This is a genomic window from Paracidobacterium acidisoli, assembly GCF_003428625.2.
In the GTDB taxonomy this organism is placed as follows: Bacteria; Acidobacteriota; Terriglobia; order Terriglobales; family Acidobacteriaceae; genus Paracidobacterium; species Paracidobacterium acidisoli.
This window is the reverse complement of record NZ_QVQT02000001.1, coordinates 547634-562307: the sequence shown is the minus strand read 5'-3', so window position 1 is coordinate 562307 and position 14674 is coordinate 547634. Positions and strand designations below refer to the sequence as shown.

Sequence of the window (14674 nt, the reverse complement as noted above, 5' to 3'; positions counted from 1 at the left end):
GCGCTTTCTGCGGAGTGCCGCTTCTAGCGGGCGATACGCGCCGAGCCGCCCTTCATCACACGCTCCACCTCTGGCAGCGTGGCCATGCTGGTGTCGCCCGGAGTGGTCATCGCCAGCGCGCCATGCGCAACGCCGCACTGCACCGCCCACTCTACCGGCTTCTCCTTCAGCATTCCATAAATCAGTCCGGAGGCGAAGGAGTCGCCGCCGCCCACTCTGTCGAGTATCTCGATATCCCTCTGCGGCACGTGGACGACCTGATTCTGATAGACGGCCATCGCGCCCCATGCGTTGTTCGTCGCGGTGGGCGCCGTGCGCAGCGTGGTGGCGACCAGCTTCAGGTTGGGGTACGCCTCCATCACATCGCGCAGCATCTGCTCGTAGCTGGCCACAGGCAGCTCCGTGAAGTCCTCGCTCACGCCTTTGAGCGAGATGCCCAGCATGGCCGAGAAGTCTTCTTCATTACCGAACAGCACGTCGACCTTGCGCACCAGCTCGCGGTTGACCTCCTGCGCCTTGGCCTTGCCGCCGATGCTCTTCCACAGCGAGTCGCGATAGTTCAGATCGAACGAGACGATGGTGCCGTGCTTCCGCGCCGCGTCCATAGCCTCGGCCGCTGCGCCGGGCGTCGTCTCCGACAGCGCGGCATAGATGCCTCCGGTATGAAACCAGCGCGCTCCCTGCGCGCCGAAGATCTCTTCCCAGTCGAAGTCGCCGCTCTTTGTCTGCGAGATCGCCGTGTGCCCGCGATCCGAGCAGCCGGCCGCGGCGCGCACTCCAAATCCGCGCTCCGTAAAGTTGAGGCCGTTGCGGACCGTGCGGCCGACGCCGTCATACGGCGCCCAGCGCACCATCGACGTATCCACGCCGCCCTGCAGCATCATGTCTTCCACCAGACGGCCCACCGGATTGTCGGCAAGCGCGGTGACGATGGCGGTTCGCAGGCCGAAGCAGCGCCGCAGACCCCGGGCCACGTTGTATTCTCCGCCGCCCTCCCAGACGCGAAATTCACGCGCGGTATGGATGCGGCCTTCACCCGGATCGAGTCGCAGCATCACTTCGCCCAGGCTGATACAGTCCCAGCGGTACGGCTCGGTCTTCAACACAATTGCTTGGCTCATTCGTTTTTATTCCAGTCGATGCAGGGGTCAGTCAAAGGATACGCCGCCTGGGAGATATCTCGTATAGCGGTACGCATGGCCTTCTATGTGGGACACGGTTGTTGATTCTCCTGAATCCCGTTCCCGCATGTCAAGCGGCCGTCTTTCAGGGAGAGACGCATGGAGCACAGGCCAAAAGACCTCCTGCCGCGGGGATTGCCGGCGCGATGACATTCTGCTTCAGAGTGATTTCCGCTGCGAAGATGCGGAGAGGCTTCCTGCTTCCGGCGCAGCGCTGAGACCCGCCTGCAGGCCGGGCTTTTACGCGGCCAGCGTCTTTCTCGGGTGATATCCGCGCACGGCAAAGTACAGCACGAAGAAGTAGCAGGCCAGCGGCACGAAGAAGGCGACGCGGATGTTCGTCACGTCTGAGATGCGCCCCATCAGAAACGGGCAGATCGCTCCGCCCAGAATGGACATCACCAGCATCGACGAGCCGCGCTTGGTCGCCGCGCCCAGATGCCGGATGCTCAGCGCAAAGATGGTCGGGTACATGATGGAGTGGAAGAAGCCGAGCAGGACGATCCCGGCCAGCGCCAGCGGCCCGTGCAGGAAGAGCACCAGGGAGACCATGGCGATCGAGCCCACGGCATACGCCGCCAGCATCGAGGCCGGCCGCAGCCGCTTCATCAGTCCGGCGCCGCTGAAGCGTCCGATCATGAACCCTACCAGGTGAAGCGTCAGATAATGCGAGGCGCTCGCGTCCGAGGTGCCGGGGTGCGTGTACTGTACGAAGCGAATGATGAAGCTCAGCACGCACTCCTGCGCGCCGACATAGCAGAACTGGGCGACCACGCCCTTCCACAGATGCGGAAAATGCAGAACGCTCGGTTCGGTCGAGCCGTCCTCGGGCCTCTCTTCCGCGATCTTCGGCAGATGCGCGATGCAGAAGAGCACCGCCATGACCACGAAGATGGCCACGATGACGATGTAGGGTCCGCGTACCGCATCGGTCTCGGTCGCTGCCGCGAGCGGATGCGTCGCCGCGGCTGACGAATGCGAGAGAATGAACGCCGATCCAACCAGAGGAGTGATGACCGCTCCCACGGCATTAAACGACTGCGCCAGGTTCAGCCGCTGCTCGGAGGACTCCGGCGGTCCCAGAAACGTGACATAGGGATTCGCGGAGACCTCGAGAAACGACTGGCCGCAGGCCATGATGAACAGCCCGGTCAGAAAGACGGCATAGATGTGAATCGACGCAGCGGGAATGAAGAGGAAGGCTCCGGCTGCGCAGATCAGCAGGCCGAGAACGATGCCGCGCTGATAGCCGATGCGCTCCATCAGCCGGCCCGCCGGCCATGCGGCGAGGAAGTAACCGCCGAAGAAGGCGACCTGAATGTAGGAAGACTGCGTGTCCGTAAGATTGAAGGCACGCTTCAGGTGAGGGATGAGAATGTCGTTCAGGTTGACTCCCACCGCCCACAGCAGGAAGAGAGTCGTTACCAGCACCAGCGGCCAGATATACCGGCGCTCTGTCAGCGGAACGGAAGCTCTCCCCCCGGAAGGGGCGGCGGAAGAAATGCTCATCGCGGAATTACTCTCCGGCAACGACCGGGTTCGTCAGCTTTCCCAGTCCTTCGATTTCAATGGTGACGGTCTCGCCGGGGCGCAGCCAGCGCTGCGGGTTGCGTCCCAGTCCCACGCCCGCAGGCGTGCCGGTGCTGATGATATCTCCCGGCTCCAGCGCCGTGATCGAGGAGAGATACGCGATCAGCTCGGGAGCCTTGAAGATCAGCTCGCGCGTGTTCGATTTCTGCAGCGTCTCTCCGTCGATCGAGAGCTGGATGGAAAGCTCATGAGGATCGGCGATCTCGTCTTTGGTCACAATCGCCGGGCCGATCGGGCAGAAGGTGTCGAAGCTCTTGCCCATCGTCCACTGCGAGGTGGAAAGCTGAATGTCGCGCGCGCTCACGTCATTCAGAATGGTGTACCCGAATACGTGGTCCTGCCATTTGTCCGGAGAAATATGTTTGCCGCGCTTTCCGATGACGAGCGCGAACTCCGCTTCGTAATCCGGCTGCTTCGACAGCGAGGGAAGGCGAATCGGCTCGCCGGGATTCGCAATGGCCGCCGTGAGCTTGAGAAAGACCGTCGGAAGCTTCGGAATCTCCATCTTCGATTCGATCGCGTGATCGCGATAGTTCAGCCCGATGCAGAAGATGCGGGGAGGGCTCTGGAGCGGCGCCAGCAGCGTGACGCTCTCTGCCGGAATCCAGTGCGCGGCGGCCTTCTCTGCGCTTTCCACCTTTGCCAGCGCCTCGGCTCCGCCCTGAATCACCTCTGCGAGGCTGCCGAAGCCTGAGAGATCGAGAATGCCTTTATCCGTCAAAAGGCCGGGGCGGCTGTTCTGGCCGCCTTCACGAAAGGTAATGAACTTCATCTACTTTCTCCACACCCGTCCATCGGGAAAGCTGTAATCCTGCAGCGTCTTCGAATATATCTCACTGCTGTATCCGGGCTGTTCCGGCAGCAGATAGTGGGCGTTGCGAATGCGCACCGGATCGATGAAATGCTCGTGCAGGTGATCCACAAATTCAGTCACGCGGTTTTCGAGCGTCGCCGAAGCCCGCAGGTAGTCGAAGGCCGAAAGGTGCTGCACATATTCGCAGAGCCCCACGCCGCCGGCATGCGGGCAGACGGGGACGCCGAACTTCGCCGCCATCAGAATCACGGCAAGGTTTTCATTCACTCCGGCCAGGCGGCAGCTGTCGATCTGGCATACGTCCAGCGCCTCGGCCTGCATGAACTGCTTGAACATGATGCGGTTCTGGCAGTGCTCGCCGGTTGCGATCCGCACCTCGGGAACCTCGCGGCGGATGCGGGCATGGCCCAGCACATCGTCCGGACTGGTCGGCTCTTCCATCCACCAGGGATTCACCTCGGCCAGCTCGCGCGTGCGCACAATCGCCTCTTCGATGCCCCATTTCTGGTTCGCGTCCATCATCAGCCTGCGGTTCGGGCCGATCTTCGAGCGCATCAGCCGCGCCCGCCGCAGATCGTCCGGCGGATTGCCGCCCACCTTGAGCTTGAAGTGCGTCCATCCTTCGGCAAGCGCCTGGTCGCAGAGCATCGAGATCTTTTCATCGCTGAAGCCGAACCAGCCCGCCGAAGTGGTGTAGGCCGGGTAGCCGGTCTTCTGCAGCTGCGCGAGACGGTCTTCCATGCCCGCCCGGCGCGCGCGCAGCAGCTCGATAGCCTCTTCGCGGCTCAGCGCATCGCTGATATAGCGAAAGTCGACGGCGCCGGCAATCTGCTCCGGCTCCATGTCGGCCAGCAGCTTCCACAGCGGCTTGCCCTCGCTGCGCGCATAGAGGTCCCAGATGGCGTTCAGCAGCGCCGCCGTGGCGAGGTGAATCACACCCTTCTCGGGGCCGAGCCAGCGGAACTGCGTTTCTCCGGTCAGCACTTCGCTGAAGGCGGCAAAGTTGTCGGTGATGGAGCAGAGGGTGCGGCCCTTTGCAAATCCCGCGAGATAGCGCAGCGCCTCCACGCACAGCTCGGTGCCGCGGCCCAGGGTAAAGGTCAGCCCAAAGCCGCGCAGCCCGTGATTTGTCTCCAGAATGCAGTATGCCGCCGAATAGTCGGGGTCTTTGTTTACGGCGTCCGATCCGATGTGCTCGCGCGAAGTGGGAAAGCGCAGATCGATTACGCGAAAATCGGTAATCTTCAGTTCACTCAATGCCGAAAATGCTCCTGTCTGTCAGTCGAAAATGATCGTTAAGCCGATCATGCGCTGCTGAATTTTCATCGTCTTCTGAACCGCATCGGGCCTTCAGAAGTGTTCTAATTTGTCCGCATGCTAATTTCAAGATCAAAATTCAAGTTTAATAGATGAAACACGAAAACCGGCCCGTGCTTTGGACAACTATCTGCGTCCGGTGCTGCGTCCGCCATGCTGTGCAGTTTCTTTGAATATTTGACCACAACGGATTCCGGACAATGGGATGATCGGCCAGGAGGCGCGGAAAGTCCCCTCGCCGGCGGGATATTCTGAACTGTCGGAAGCGCCGTCTCAGGGCGGCCGTCAATCACGCAGACAGAGGGAGAAGCATGCATTATCGAACGCTGGGTAAAACGGGATGGAAGGTGAGCGATGTGGCCTGCGGGCTGTGGGGCATGAGCGGATGGAGCGGCTCCGATGACGCCGAATCGCTCGCCTCTCTGCAGCTTGCCGCCGATCTGGGCTGCAATTTTTTCGATACCGCCTGGGGATACGGCGAAGGGCACAGCGACCAGCTTCTCGGCAAAATCATCGCCGCCAATCCGGGAAAGCGGCTTTATGCGGCCTCCAAAATTCCTCCATTGAACCGTAAATGGCCGGCCCTCTTCAGCTACGACTACAGCGAAGCCTTTCCGCCGGAGCACGTCTTCACCTTCGCCGACAAAATCCGCCGCGCGCTCGGCGTCGATACCATCGATCTGCTGCAGTTCCACGTGTGGAACGACTCCTGGACCGAGAGGCCGGAGTTTCGCAGCACCGTCGAGAAGCTGAAGCATGACGGAATCATTCATAGCTTTGGGCTCAGCCTCAATCGCTGGGAGCCGGCGAACGGTATCGCCGCCATCCGCACCGGACTCGTCGATACGGTGCAGGTAATTTACAACGTGCTCGACCAGAACCCCGAGGATGAGCTCTTCCCGGCCTGCCTCGAACACAACGTCGGTGTCATTGCCCGTGTGCCGCTCGACGAGGGATCGCTGGGAGGCAAGCTGACCCGCGATACGGTCTTTCCTCCGAATGATTTCCGGTCAAAATACTTCAGCCCGGAGAATCTGAATACCACCCTCGACCGTGTGGACCGCCTCGCTGCGGATCTTCCTTCGGGTATGACGCTTCCGGAGGCAGCCATCCGGTACATCCTCTCGCACCCCGCGGTCAGCACGCTGATCGCCGGTATGCGCAAAGAGCAGCACGTGCGCCAGAACCTGGCCCTCAGCGATGCAGGCGGCCTCGATGCCGCGCTCCTGTCGAAGCTGAAGGCCCATCGCTGGGAGCGAACGTTCACGGGACTGTAGAGCGATCCGGCTTCCTGCGCGCTGTTTCATGAAGGGGGGCCGGTCCCGCGGAACGGGAGTCAGGATTGACATCGATCGCATGCATCTCATAGCGTCAGTGCATTGAAAAAGATCGCTGACAGCGGTTACATCAGGCGTTTTTAAAGATTTCACAATTTTATTTCGGATGCTTATGACTCATTCCACCGCGCCCGCTTCATCGTTGCTTCTCGATAAAACCGCAGTCATCACCGGTGGCGCCAGCGGCATCGGCTTGTCCATCGCTCAGCTCTTCGCCGCGAGCGGCGCTCACGTACACATTGTGGACCGCAACCTCCAGGACGCCGCCGTCGCTGCCGCAACGATCTCCGCTGCGGGCGGCAGGGCAGAGGCCTGGTCGTGTGACGTGCAGGATCACTCCCTGGTCGGACGGGTCTTCTGCGAGATTGCCGCGAAGGGGCGCATCGACATCCTCGTCAACAATGCCGGCATCGCGCACGTCGGCAAGCTCTCCACCACTTCGGAAGAGGATTTCGATCGCGTGATCGGCGTGAACGTGAAGGGCGCGTATAACTGCCTGCACGCCGCCATCGGCCACATGGTCGCGCAGAATGGCGGAGTCATCCTGAACCTTGCGTCGATTGCGGCCATTGCCGGTATCGCGGACCGCTTCGCCTACTCCACCAGCAAGGGCGCCATTCTCGCCATGACCTATTCGGTGGCGAAGGACTATCTCCCGCAGAAGATTCGCTGCAACGCCATCTCCCCGGCCCGCGTGCATACGCCCTTTGTCGATGGATTCGTCGCAAAGAACTATCCCGGCCGCGAAGAGGAGATGTTCGCGAAGCTCGCGGAGTCGCAGCCCATCGGTCGCATGGCTACTCCCGATGAAGTGGCGCGGCTGGCGCTCTATCTCTGCTCCGACGATGCGTCGTTCATCACCGGAATGAACTATCCTCTCGATGGCGGATACATGAACCTGCGCGGCTGATCGAAGGGCTGTGCGCCTCAGCGCATGGCCTGGCCGATCCACTGGAGCAGCAGGTGCGGAGCGCAGCCCAGCAGCACCACCAGCGCTGCCATCACGCACAGCACCGCGCGATGCAGCAGCGGCGTATGGATCGCTTCCGCCGCATCGGCCTCCGGCTGCACGACGTAGATCTGCTTCAGCACCCGCAGGTAGTAGTAAAGAGACACGGCGCTGGTGGCGATGGCCAGCAGCACCAGCCACAGCAGCTCACCTGAGCCGGCGCGGAAGGCCTCGACGAAGACGTAGAACTTGCCGAAGAACCCCGCCAGGGGTGGAATCCCGGCCAGCGAGAGCAGAAAGACAAACATGCAGAAGGAGAGCACCGGAGCCCTGCGGCTCAGCCCGCCAAGGCTTTTCAGCTCATCCACGCCCTCTGCTTCCAGCGCCCCCAGCACGCCGAAGGCGCCCATCGCCGCCAGCGCATAGGTCAGTACGTAATAGATCAGCGCTTCGAGGCTCTGCTGCGTATGCGCCGCGAGCCCCAGCAGCATGTATCCCGCATGGCCGATCGCCGAATACGCCAGCAGCCGGCGCACGCTGGTCTGCGCAATGGCGGCGAGATTGCCCAGCAGCATCGACACCGCCGCCACGATGGCAATGACCATTACCCATCCGGAGGAGTAGCTCTGCCAGCCCGCGCTGCCGGCTGCGCCAGCGAGGCCCAGCATCATCACCTGCGCAAAGATGAAGAAGCTGGCAATCTTGGAGCTCGATGCAATAAAGGCGGCGCTCGGCGTGGGCGCGCCCTGATACGCATCGGGAGCCCACAGATGGAAGGGCGCAGCAGCAACCTTGAAGCCGAAGCCGATCACCACCATCACGATGGCCGCCAGCAGCAGCGGATCGAGCGCCGGACCGCCGAGTGCGGCAGCGATCTGCATCAGGTTGATCGAGCCCGTGAGGCCGTACAGCAGGCTCATGCCGAAGAGCAGGAATCCGGCCGACATGCCGCCGAAGAGAAAGTATTTCAGCGCCGCTTCCGCCGACGCGCGGCTGCGCTTGCTGAAGCCGGTGAGGATGTACAGCGAGAGGCTCAGAAACTCCAGCGAGATGAAGATCAGCAGCAGGTTCTGCGTGCCCGCCAGAAACATCATCGCCACGGTCGCAAACAGAATCAGGCTGAGGTACTCGCCCACGTGGCGGGTAAACTGCGACGAGACCGAGAGCAGAACGGCGAGGATGGCGAAGGCCGCGAGCGCCATCTGGATCAGCCGGGTCAGCGGATTTGCCACCATCATGCCGTCGAAGAGAGTCTGCTGTCCGCTCGCGCAGGCCAGCAGAAGCATCGCCGCGACGCAGCCGCAGCAGGCCGTCAGTGCGCCTGCGAGAAAGCGCGTCGACTGCGCTCTGCGCCGCAGCACCGTCAGATCGAGCGTCAGCGTCAGGAACGCGCCCAGAGCCAGAGCGATCTGCGGCAGCGTCAGCCGCAGCAGCGCGAAGTAGCTCACGCCGCTCATCGCCACACCGCCTTATGCAGCCCGGCAAAGAGCGGTGAGTTGAGGCTGGGCAGAATCAGATCGACCAGCAGCCGCGGATAAAGCCCGATCACCAGCGTGGCGGTCATCAGCAGCAGCGCGCCCAGTTTTTCGGGAAGCGTGACCGGCGGCAGCGGATGAGCCTCCGCAGCCGGCGCCGCTTCGCCGAAGAAGGCCTTCTGCAGCGCCCTCCAGGTGAAGGCGATGCCGACCAGAATGCCCACTCCGGCCAGCATGGCAAAGGCGGGGAAGGCCCTCCATGCGCCGATCAGTATCTGAAGCTCGGCGATAAAGCCGCTGAAGCCCGGCAGCCCAATGGACGCCATCGCGGCCACAATGAACGTCACCGCCGCAAAGGGAAGAGAGCGGCTCAGCCGCATTGTTTCGAGCTCATTCAGGTTGCGTGTGTGCGTCCGGTCGTAGATCATGCGCCCGACCACGGCAAACAGCAGCCCCGCAATCACGCCGTGCGAAAACATCTGCAGCACCGCGCCGTCCAGGCCGATCAGGTTCAGCGTCATCAGCCCCAGCAGCACAAAGCCCATGTGGCTTACGCTCGAGTAGCCGATGACGAACTTGAAGTCCTTCTGCACCAGCGCGACGGTTGCGCCGTACAGAATGCCGATCAGCGCCATCAGAGCAAAGACATCGCGCCACGAGCCGAATCCGAGGACGTGAAATCCCCAGGGATCGAGCCCCTGCGGAAAGAGCATCATCGCCACGCGCAGGCAGCCGTACGCGCCCAGCTTCATCACCACGCCGGCCAGCAGCATCGAAGCCGCGGTCGGCGCAGCCACGTGCCCGGTCGGCGCCCAGGTGTGGAAGGGCCACAGGCCGGCAAGAATCGCGAAGCCCACAAAGACCAGCGGAAACGCCCACATCTGAAAGTGCACCGGGAAGGGATAGCGCGCCAGCTCGGCCAGGTTCATCGTCGTCGCGCCCGCGGTGACGAAGGCGGCGATCATGCCGGCCAGCACCATCGCGCTGCCCACAAAGGAATACAGCGCCAGCTTCATCGCCGCGTACTCGCGCCGCGTCGAGCCCCAGATCGCAATCAGAAAATACTTCGGAATGATCGCGATCTCGTAGAAGATGAAGAGCAGGAAGAGATCGAAGCTCAGAAATACGCCGTACACGCCGCCGATCAGCGCCAGATAGAGCGCGAAGAACTCCTGCACGCGCCGCTCGATATTCCACGAGAAGAGAATGCCGGCAATGGCTGCGATCCCGGTCAGCAGCAGCAGCGTGAGACTGATGCCGTCGATCGCCAGATGATATTCGATGCCGAGCTGCGGAATCCACCGCGCATCGGCCACCGTCATCAGCTCGCCCGCGCGATACTGCATCGCCGCCGCCAGAGTGATCCCGAAGCCCGCGAGCGCGCACAGCAGAGCGATCCATCTCGCCGGCCGCGCGTTTTCCCGGGGCACGGCCATCACGGCCGCCGCGCCGAGAAACGAAATGTAAATCGTCCAGGCGAGCATCGGTTAAAACCTCAGTTGCGACACAAGCTGCAGCGCCGTGCCGTTGACCAGGCTGAGAATCAGTTGCGGATACACACCCAGCACCAGCATCAGTGCCAGCGCCGGCAGCAGAAGCGCCCGCTCCGCCGTCGTCAGATCGGGGAAGGCCGCCCACCTCTCAGACAGCGGACCGGAGAAGACCTTCTGCAGAATCGTCAGAAGAAAGACCGCCGTCATCAGCAGCCCGAGCACGGATATCGACGCGGCGCGCGGCGTCAGCGGAAAGCTGCCCTTAAAGATCAGAAACTCTCCCGGAAACCCGTTCAGCCCCGGCAGCCCGAGCGAAGAGAAGAGCGCGATGCCCATCAGTCCGCAGAAGACCGGCGCAGCCTTTCGCAGTCCGCCAAAGTCATCCAGGCCGCGCAGCCCGCCGCTGCGGCGCTCCAGCAGCGCGACAAACCAGAACAGCGCCGCCGCCGTCAGTCCGTGATTAAACATCTGCAGCAGCACGCCGTTCATCGCCGCGGCCTTCTCTGCCGCCAGCGCTGTGTTTGCTCCGGTCACGCGCAGCACCGCGCAGATACCCAGCAGGCAGTAGCCGAGATGATTGATCGACGAATAGGCGAAGATGCGCTTCAGATCGGTCTGCGCCCATGCCGCAAAGGCCGGAAGCACAATGCTCGCCACCGCCAGCCACAGCAGCGGCGTCTGCAGATGCTGCATCTGCGCCGGAAAGATCGGCAGCAGCACGCGCAGAAATCCGTACAGCCCCATCTTCGACATCGCGCCGGTCAGCAGCATGGTCGTGCTCGAAGGTGCTTCGGCATAGGCCGAGGGGAGCCAGGTATGAAACGGCACGACCGGCACTTTGACCGCGAAGCCAAGGAAGGCTCCGCAGCAGATGAGCGCTGCGATCTCATCGCCGCTCCAGCCCGGCCAGTGCAGGTTCTGCGCCAGCAGACCGGAGAGCTGTCCATTGCGGGCCAGCCCGGCCAGGTCGATGAAGTCGAAGCTGCCCGTCGCCAGAAAGAGCAGCAGAAAGGCCAGCAGCAGCGCTACGCTGCCCACCATCGTGTAGAGGAAAAACTGTGTTGCCGCGCGCGCCCGCGCCGGACCACCCCACAGCCGCACCAGAAAAAAAGCCGGAATCAGGCTCAGCTCCCAGAAGAGAAACCAGTGCACGAAATTCAGCGCGGTAAATGTGCCGAAGAGGCCCGCTTCCAGAAACAGCACCAGCGCGTAATAGAGCGCGCCATGCTCTTCGTTCTTCCACGAGGCGGCGATCGACATCAGCACCACGATGGCCGACAGCGCCAGCATCAGCAGGCCCAGCCCGTCCGCGCCTACGTGGTACTCAAGGCCCAGAGCAGGCAGCCACGCATGCCGCTCCTGAAACTGCAGGATGCCGGAGGCGGGACTGAAGCTGTGCCACAGCGCAATCGTCAGCAGCAGCGCCGCGCCGCCGAATGCGGCTGATATCCACCGCGCTGCCCGCGCCGATCGCGTGATGAGCGCAGCCACACCGCCCGCCAGCGGCAGCAGAGTCAGCAGCGTGATCCAGGGAGCTCCGCTCATCCTCTGCGGCTCCACAGCAGCAGCACCATCAGCACAGCCAGCGCGATGCCGACCGTACGCAGATAGCGCTGCACCTGGCCGTTCTGCAGCATCGAGAAAAACCGTCCGCTGCCCGATACGCCGCGGCAGCTTTCGTCGAAGCCGGCATTCACCACATAGCTGTCGACCGATGCGTCAAACCACCCGCAGGCCCGCACCGTCCAGGCCACAAGCTGCACCACGCCATTCCAGACCCGGCGGTCCAGCCAGTCCGACAACACGGCACCCCATCGCGCCAGGCGAATGATCGTCCAGGAATAGAACTCATCGACGTACAGCCGGTTCTGCAGTGCGTGAAAAATACCGGGCTGCGCGCGCTCCAGCACATCCGGCGCGTCGGCATCCTCGACCGGCTTCCGTCCATAGAGCCACCACCCCAGCGCCAGCCCCGCAATCACGATCAGAGAAGACGCGAGCATCAGCGGCAGAATGCCGTTCTCTGCGAATCGCCTGAAGTCGAGCGACAGCGGCTCGCCGCCGAGAAACGAAGCGAACCACGGCCATGCCGGTGTGCCGGCGAATCCGAGCAGCACGGCGAAGACGGCAAGAATCGTCAGCGGGACGGTCATCACCGCGGGGCTCTCATGCGGTTTGCTGGCAGCGTGCGCGGCGTGGTCATGTCCATGCGCGTGCTGCGCATCTGCCGTGTGTGCGGCCCCCGAACGGTATCGTCCGAAGAAGACGTAGCAGACCTGCCGCGTCATATAAAACGCCGTCAGCAGCGCGCCAAAGGCTCCGAGGTAAAACGGGCCCTGCGAGATGCTCCATCCATGCGCCGCGTGCAGAATCTCGTCCTTGCTCCAGAAGCCGGCAAAGAGCGGAAAGCCGCACAGTGCCAGCATGCCTGCCGCATAGGTCGCAAAGGTGACCGGCATCCACCGGCGCAATCCGCCCATGCGGCGGATATCCTGCTCATCGCTGCAGCCGTGAATCACCGATCCCGCGCCGAGAAAGAGCAGCGCCTTGAAGAAGGCGTGCGTGATCAGGTGAAACATGCCCACGGCAACGCCGCCCACGCCCAGCCCCAGCATCATGTATCCAAGCTGCGAGACGGTGGAGTAAGCAAGAATGCGCTTGATATCGTTCTGCGCGACGGCGATCAGCGCCGCAAATACCGCGGTGATCGCGCCCACCCACGCAATCACCTGCAGCGCCGTCGTGGCTGCTGAAGCCGCATCGGGCAGCGACGCGCTCATGAGGGGATAGGTCCGCGCCACCAGGAAGACGCCCGCCGCCACCATCGTCGCCGCGTGAATCAGCGCGCTTACCGGGGTCGGGCCCTCCATCGCGTCAGGCAGCCATACATGCAGCGGAACCTGGCCGGATTTCCCCACCGCGCCGCAGAAGATCAGCAGTCCGATGGCCGTCGACACCGCCATACCGATGCTCGTTGTCTGCGCCGTCAGCAGACTCAGCGCACCGTGCTCCATGCATCCGGCGCCATGGTCATAAAACAGCAGCGTGCCCGTCTGTCCATACAGCCACACCATCCCCAGCAGCAGGCCAAGGTCGCCGATGCGGGTAGTGATGAAGGCCTTCTTCGCCGCCGCCGCCGCCGATGGCCGCTGATACCAGAAGCCGATCAGCAGGTACGACGTCAGTCCCACGATCTCCCAGCACATGAACAGCAGCAGCAGGCTGTTCGCGATCACCACGCCCAGCATCGCTCCCGAAAACAGCGAGAGGAAGCAGAAGAAGCGCGTGAAGTTCTCGTCGTGGGCCATATATCCCACACTGAAGAGGAAGATCAGCAGGCCGACAAAGGTGACCATCACCAGCATCACCGCCGTCAGCGGATCGAGCACCCAGCCCAGGCTGACCCACTCCGCGCCGAACTGCATCCAGCGAAAGTTAAAGACCTGCCGCGCCGGCTCCGCGAGCGTATGCGCAAAGGCGCACAGCGCGAGCAGAAGCGAAAGGCTCATCGAGCCGATCGCCAGCCCCGCCGACATCGCACGCCGCCGCTGCGGCAGCAGCGCGCTGATCCCCGCCGCCAGCGTCGGCAGCGCGGGAATCAGCCACAGGTTGCGAAGAATCCATGCCATGCGTGTACCGGTCTATCCCCTCAGCTCGTCCATTTCCTGCACATCGGTTGTCTTTGTATGGCGATAGATCGCGATGATCAGCGCCAGACCTACAGCGGCCTCAGCCGCGGCCACGGCAATGGAGAAGATCACGAACAGCATTCCGGTCAGCGCTTCAGAGTGCGGTCCGTATCTCCAGAAGGCGATGAAGTTGAGGTTGGCGGCATTCAGCATCAGCTCGATGCCGATCAGTACAAGGATGGCGCTGCGCCGCGTCAGCGCGCCGCCAAGGCCAATGGCGAACAGCAGAGAAGAGACGAGAAGGCAGCCGGTCAGCGGAGTCATTGCGCCTCAGGCTTCTCCTCGAGGGCGAGAATCACCGCGCCGATCAGCGCCGCCGTCAGCATCAGCCCCATCACCTCGAGCGGCAGCACATAGCGGCGCATCAGCGCATCGCCGATCTGCTGCATGGCGGCCTGCGGCGCAACCTGTGTCATGGTAGCTGCCGGCGCGGACAATGTCGGGCTGTGAAGCACCACCCAGGCCAGCACCGCGAAGACCGCTGCGGCTGTCGCCACGCCTCCGGCCAGCGCAGAGAATCGGCCCTGCCGAGACGAATCCATCTGCGATGCGATCTCCGCGCCCCGCGTCAGCAGCACCGCAAAGACGATCAGGATCGCCACCGCGCCCACATACACCAGAATCTGCGCGAGGCCCACGAACTGCGCGCCCAGGTTCAGGTAGAGTCCCGCCAGCCCGGCCAGCGCCACCGTCAGCGCCAGCACACAGTGCACCAGCCTGTGCAGGGTCATCGCGGCAACCGCTCCACCGAGCGTCAGCAACGCGAGAATGAGGAAGGAAAGGCTCATCGTTAAGCGCTACAAGACTACATGATTCTCAGCGCTTCCAG

12 protein-coding genes are annotated in these 14674 nt (G+C 62.8%); 2 read left to right on the top strand and 10 right to left on the bottom strand.

The annotated features are described in order from the left end of the window. Window positions 1-23 precede the first annotated feature (23 nt). The 4 genes from D0Y96_RS02405 to D0Y96_RS02390 form a co-directional block, all read right to left on the bottom strand. Window positions 24-1121: a sugar kinase gene (locus D0Y96_RS02405; RefSeq protein WP_117297726.1), complete on the bottom strand. Its 1098-nt coding sequence runs from the start codon at window positions 1119-1121 to the stop codon at window positions 24-26. 300 nt (window positions 1122-1421) lie between these two features. Next, complete coding sequence (gene fucP, locus D0Y96_RS02400; protein ID WP_117297725.1) at window positions 1422-2690, bottom strand: L-fucose:H+ symporter permease; 1269 nt, start codon at window positions 2688-2690, stop codon at window positions 1422-1424. A gap of 7 nt (window positions 2691-2697) precedes the next feature. Next, window positions 2698-3543 carry a fumarylacetoacetate hydrolase family protein gene (locus D0Y96_RS02395; protein ID WP_117297724.1) on the bottom strand — a complete coding sequence of 282 codons (846 nt, stop codon included), beginning with the start codon at window positions 3541-3543 and terminating at the stop codon, window positions 2698-2700. Continuing rightward, window positions 3544-4842 carry an enolase C-terminal domain-like protein gene (locus D0Y96_RS02390; protein ID WP_117297723.1) on the bottom strand — a complete coding sequence of 433 codons (1299 nt, stop codon included), beginning with the start codon at window positions 4840-4842 and terminating at the stop codon, window positions 3544-3546. It abuts the gene before it with no gap. 371 nt (window positions 4843-5213) lie between these two features. Between D0Y96_RS02390 and D0Y96_RS02385 the strand changes: the two genes are divergently transcribed. Both D0Y96_RS02385 and D0Y96_RS02380 read left to right on the top strand, forming a co-directional pair. Then, window positions 5214-6179, top strand: coding sequence for an aldo/keto reductase (locus tag D0Y96_RS02385; RefSeq protein ID WP_117297722.1), 966 nt, complete (start codon window positions 5214-5216; stop codon window positions 6177-6179). A gap of 172 nt (window positions 6180-6351) precedes the next feature. Beyond that, the gene (locus D0Y96_RS02380) at window positions 6352-7149 is read left to right on the top strand and encodes an SDR family NAD(P)-dependent oxidoreductase (protein ID WP_117298013.1); all 798 of its coding nucleotides are present in this window, start codon (window positions 6352-6354) and stop codon (window positions 7147-7149) included. Between the two features lie 17 nt (window positions 7150-7166). Here the strand turns inward: D0Y96_RS02380 and D0Y96_RS02375 are convergent, their stop codons facing one another. From D0Y96_RS02375 to D0Y96_RS02350, 6 genes are read right to left on the bottom strand one after another with little or no spacing between them, the layout of a single operon-like run. Next, window positions 7167-8645 (bottom strand): NADH-quinone oxidoreductase subunit N, encoded by a 1479-nt coding sequence (locus D0Y96_RS02375; RefSeq protein WP_117297721.1) that lies wholly within the window; start codon window positions 8643-8645, stop codon window positions 7167-7169. Continuing rightward, complete coding sequence (locus D0Y96_RS02370) at window positions 8642-10147, bottom strand: complex I subunit 4 family protein (protein ID WP_117297720.1); 1506 nt, start codon at window positions 10145-10147, stop codon at window positions 8642-8644. Before D0Y96_RS02370 ends, D0Y96_RS02375 begins: the two co-directional genes overlap by 4 nt. 3 nt (window positions 10148-10150) lie before the next feature. Then, window positions 10151-11701 carry a complex I subunit 4 family protein gene (locus tag D0Y96_RS02365; protein WP_117297719.1) on the bottom strand — a complete coding sequence of 517 codons (1551 nt, stop codon included), beginning with the start codon at window positions 11699-11701 and terminating at the stop codon, window positions 10151-10153. Next, a complete protein-coding gene (gene nuoL, locus D0Y96_RS02360) occupies window positions 11698-13785 on the bottom strand; it encodes an NADH-quinone oxidoreductase subunit L (RefSeq protein WP_117297718.1) in 2088 nt (695 codons plus the stop codon). The genes D0Y96_RS02365 and nuoL overlap by 4 nt, the downstream gene beginning before the upstream one ends. Window positions 13786-13797: 12 nt before the next feature. After that, a complete protein-coding gene (gene nuoK, locus D0Y96_RS02355) occupies window positions 13798-14109 on the bottom strand; it encodes an NADH-quinone oxidoreductase subunit NuoK (RefSeq protein ID WP_117297717.1) in 312 nt (103 codons plus the stop codon). After that, window positions 14106-14633, bottom strand: a complete 528-nt coding sequence (locus D0Y96_RS02350; protein WP_117297716.1) for an NADH-quinone oxidoreductase subunit J family protein — start codon at window positions 14631-14633, stop codon at window positions 14106-14108. The genes nuoK and D0Y96_RS02350 overlap by 4 nt, the downstream gene beginning before the upstream one ends. Window positions 14634-14674 lie beyond the last annotated feature (41 nt).

Coding starts and splice junctions, on each gene's coding strand:
- D0Y96_RS02405 (WP_117297726.1), bottom strand. CDS start 1,121: ATGAGCCAAGCAATTGTGTTGAAGACCGAGCCGTACCGCTGGGACTGT.
- fucP (WP_117297725.1), bottom strand. CDS start 2,690: ATGAGCATTTCTTCCGCCGCCCCTTCCGGGGGGAGAGCTTCCGTTCCG.
- D0Y96_RS02395 (WP_117297724.1), bottom strand. CDS start 3,543: ATGAAGTTCATTACCTTTCGTGAAGGCGGCCAGAACAGCCGCCCCGGC.
- D0Y96_RS02385 (WP_117297722.1), top strand. CDS start 5,214: ATGCATTATCGAACGCTGGGTAAAACGGGATGGAAGGTGAGCGATGTG.
- D0Y96_RS02380 (WP_117298013.1), top strand. CDS start 6,352: ATGACTCATTCCACCGCGCCCGCTTCATCGTTGCTTCTCGATAAAACC.
- D0Y96_RS02375 (WP_117297721.1), bottom strand. CDS start 8,645: ATGAGCGGCGTGAGCTACTTCGCGCTGCTGCGGCTGACGCTGCCGCAG.
- D0Y96_RS02370 (WP_117297720.1), bottom strand. CDS start 10,147: ATGCTCGCCTGGACGATTTACATTTCGTTTCTCGGCGCGGCGGCCGTG.
- D0Y96_RS02365 (WP_117297719.1), bottom strand. CDS start 11,701: ATGAGCGGAGCTCCCTGGATCACGCTGCTGACTCTGCTGCCGCTGGCG.
- nuoL (WP_117297718.1), bottom strand. CDS start 13,785: ATGGCATGGATTCTTCGCAACCTGTGGCTGATTCCCGCGCTGCCGACG.
- nuoK (WP_117297717.1), bottom strand. CDS start 14,109: ATGACTCCGCTGACCGGCTGCCTTCTCGTCTCTTCTCTGCTGTTCGCC.
- D0Y96_RS02350 (WP_117297716.1), bottom strand. CDS start 14,633: ATGAGCCTTTCCTTCCTCATTCTCGCGTTGCTGACGCTCGGTGGAGCG.